A 2,307-nucleotide genomic window follows, 5' to 3' on the forward strand; every position below is an offset into this window, starting at 1 on the left:
CCGGTAGACGCGCTCGCCGCCCGGGGATTTCTCGGAGACGATCGTCAGGCCCAGTTTCTTCTTCAGCGCCCCGGCCAAGGTGCCGCGCACCGTGTGCGCCTGCCAGCCGGTGCTGTCCATGATCTGGCGGAGGGTGGCGCCTTCGGGACGCTGCAGCATCGCGATCACCTGCGCCTGCTTGCTGTCGGCGCGGGGGCGGCGGGGCTCGGCGCTGCGATGCGCATCCTGCGCCCAGGCCGCTTCGGCGGCGTTCACCGCCGCCTCCAGGTCGGCCTCGTCGCGCGCCGTCTGCGCCTGCTCGGCCCGGGCGATCACCGCATCGAGTTTCGCAACGAAGGACTGGCGCGGGGCGGTGCGGGCACCCGGGCGCGGCACGCCCAGGGCCTCGTAGCCTGCGTCGGCGACGACCCAGACCTCGCCCTGGCGGGCGATCAGGGCGCGGTTGGCCAGGCCATCGAGCACCTTGCGGCGGGCACCGCCGTGGATGTGCTCGGGGAACCAGTCGATTCGGCCGTCACTGTGCTCGAGCGCATGGGCCAGGATCGCGTGCTGGGTGGGGGTGAGGGTGATGGTGCTCATGGTCTGCTCCTGGATAGGGGTGGATCGGCGCGAGTCAGTCTTCCCACAGGTGCTCGCCATCGAGGCTGATCCACAGGCGCGCATCGCGCGCGGTGGCCATCTCGCGCACCGCCAAGCCGGTCTTGAGGTGGGTGCCGGTCTTGCCGGTGAACTCGTAGCGCTGGCCGTCGTGCATCACGGTCGCTGGGCCTTGCTCGTCGAACTCGATTCGGATCAGGCGGGTGCCGAGTGCGTTGCCGTTGGTGTCGGTGACCTGGGGTTGGCGGATGCGCAGGGTCATGGTCTGCTCCTTGGTGCGTGGTGATTGGGTGAGGTGATGAACGCGCTGTTCGCGTGAGAAGCCAAGCGTTCTTGCTTGGCTTCGCATTGCTCGTCAGACCTTGCGCAACACCGAGATGCCGGCCTGCGCCAGTTCGAGCGCGGCGGCGTGGAAGGCCATCTCGCCGACCCAGGGCGCAGCCCTTGCGTCGTCAAACAAGCGGTCGATGACCGGCCGGGCCTTGGCGCGCATCGCGGCGCAGGCGGCTTCGAGCTCGTCGCGGCTGGCGGCGGCCACCTCCTTGCGGCAAGTGCGCACCAGCACGGTCAGGGCGGCCTCGGCGAGCTTGGTGGCGAGAAGGTCGGGGATGTGGGGGTTCATCGGGCGTCCTTTCGGTCGGGTGGTTCGGAGTGACGTGATGAACGCGCTTCTCGCCCGTGAAGCCAAGCGTTTTCTGCGGGTGTTGGCCAAGAACTGACGATGACTTGATCGAAGAGGGCCATGGGCATCTCGATTCGCGCCTACGCCCGCCACCGTGGGGTATCGGACACCGCCGTGCACAAGGCCATCCGCACCGGGCGCATCACGCCCGAGGCGGACGGCACCATCGACCCAGACCGGGCCGACCGCGACTGGACCCGGAACTCCGAGCCGCCGAAGGCAGGAACGGGCTCCCGGACCGTGAAGGTGCGGGTGGCGGAGGATCCGGCCCCCAACCTCGCCACCGGCCTGCCCGCAGGCGGCACCACGCTCGTGCAGGCGCGCACGGTCAACGAGGTGGTCAAGGCGCAGACCAACAAGGTGCGGCTGGCCCGCCTCAAGGGCGAACTGGTCGATCGCCACCAGGCCATCGCGCATGTGTTCAAGCTCGCCCGTACGGAGCGCGACGCTTGGCTCAACTGGCCGGCGCGGATCTCGGCGCAGATGGCGGCCCGGCTCGGCGTGGAGGCTCACACCCTGCACGTGGCCCTGGAAGCCGCCGTGCGCGAGCACCTCGCCGAGCTCGGGGAACTCAAGGTTCGGGTCGATTGATGGACGAGTTCGCCTATGAGGGCTGGGACGCCATCGAGCGCGCTTGGCGCGAGGGCCTCACGCCGGACCCGCTGCTCACCGTCTCCGAATGGGCCGACCGTCACCGGGTGCTGTCGAGCAAGGCCTCGAGCGAGCCGGGGCGCTGGCGCACCAGCCGCACGCCGTATCTGAAGGCGATCATGGACTGCCTGTCGCCGACCTCGCCCATCGAGCGCGTGGTGTTCATGAAGGGCGCGCAGGTGGGCGCAACCGAGACCGGCTCGAACTGGATCGGCTACGTGATCCACCACGCCCCCGGGCCGATGATGGCGGTGTGGCCCACCGTGGAGATGGCCAAGCGCAACTCCAAGCAGCGCATCGACCCGCTGATCGAGGAGTCGCCGGTGCTCTGCGAACTCATCGCCCCGGCGAGAAGCCGCGACTCGGGCAACACCATT

General features: G+C 69.4%; 5 protein-coding genes. 2 read left to right on the plus strand and 3 right to left on the minus strand.

Going from position 1 to position 2,307, the window contains the following annotated elements:
• The 3 genes from CTA01S_RS15910 to CTA01S_RS15920 form a co-directional block, all read right to left on the minus strand.
• On the minus strand, positions 1–579 hold a 579-nt coding region (locus tag CTA01S_RS15910; RefSeq protein ID WP_062196830.1), incomplete at its 3' end, for a DUF3489 domain-containing protein.
• Positions 580–613: 34 nt separating this feature from the next.
• On the minus strand, positions 614–859 hold the full coding sequence (locus CTA01S_RS15915) for a hypothetical protein (RefSeq protein WP_062196831.1): 246 nt from the start codon (positions 857–859) through the stop codon (positions 614–616).
• A gap of 93 nt (positions 860–952) precedes the next feature.
• On the minus strand, positions 953–1,219 hold the full coding sequence (locus tag CTA01S_RS15920) for a hypothetical protein (RefSeq protein WP_019562354.1): 267 nt from the start codon (positions 1,217–1,219) through the stop codon (positions 953–955).
• A gap of 120 nt (positions 1,220–1,339) precedes the next feature.
• Here CTA01S_RS15920 and CTA01S_RS15925 point away from each other — a divergent pair, with 120 nt between their 5' ends.
• A complete protein-coding gene (locus tag CTA01S_RS15925) occupies positions 1,340–1,870 on the plus strand; it encodes a hypothetical protein (protein WP_062196832.1) in 531 nt (176 codons plus the stop codon).
• The coding region (locus CTA01S_RS15930) for a phage terminase large subunit family protein (RefSeq protein ID WP_198150908.1) at positions 1,870–2,307 on the plus strand (438 nt) is incomplete at its 3' end. The genes CTA01S_RS15925 and CTA01S_RS15930, both read left to right, overlap by 1 nt.

Origin of the sequence: Caldimonas taiwanensis NBRC 104434 (assembly GCF_001592165.1) — a bacterium.
Taxonomy (GTDB): domain Bacteria; phylum Pseudomonadota; class Gammaproteobacteria; order Burkholderiales; family Burkholderiaceae_C; genus Caldimonas; species Caldimonas manganoxidans.

Excerpts from the sequence above, each read along its gene's own strand:
- CTA01S_RS15915 (WP_062196831.1), bottom strand. The coding sequence starts at position 859 with ATGACCCTGCGCATCCGCCAACCCCAGGTCACCGACACCAACGGCAAC.
- CTA01S_RS15920 (WP_019562354.1), bottom strand. The coding sequence starts at position 1,219 with ATGAACCCCCACATCCCCGACCTTCTCGCCACCAAGCTCGCCGAGGCC.
- CTA01S_RS15925 (WP_062196832.1), top strand. The coding sequence starts at position 1,340 with ATGGGCATCTCGATTCGCGCCTACGCCCGCCACCGTGGGGTATCGGAC.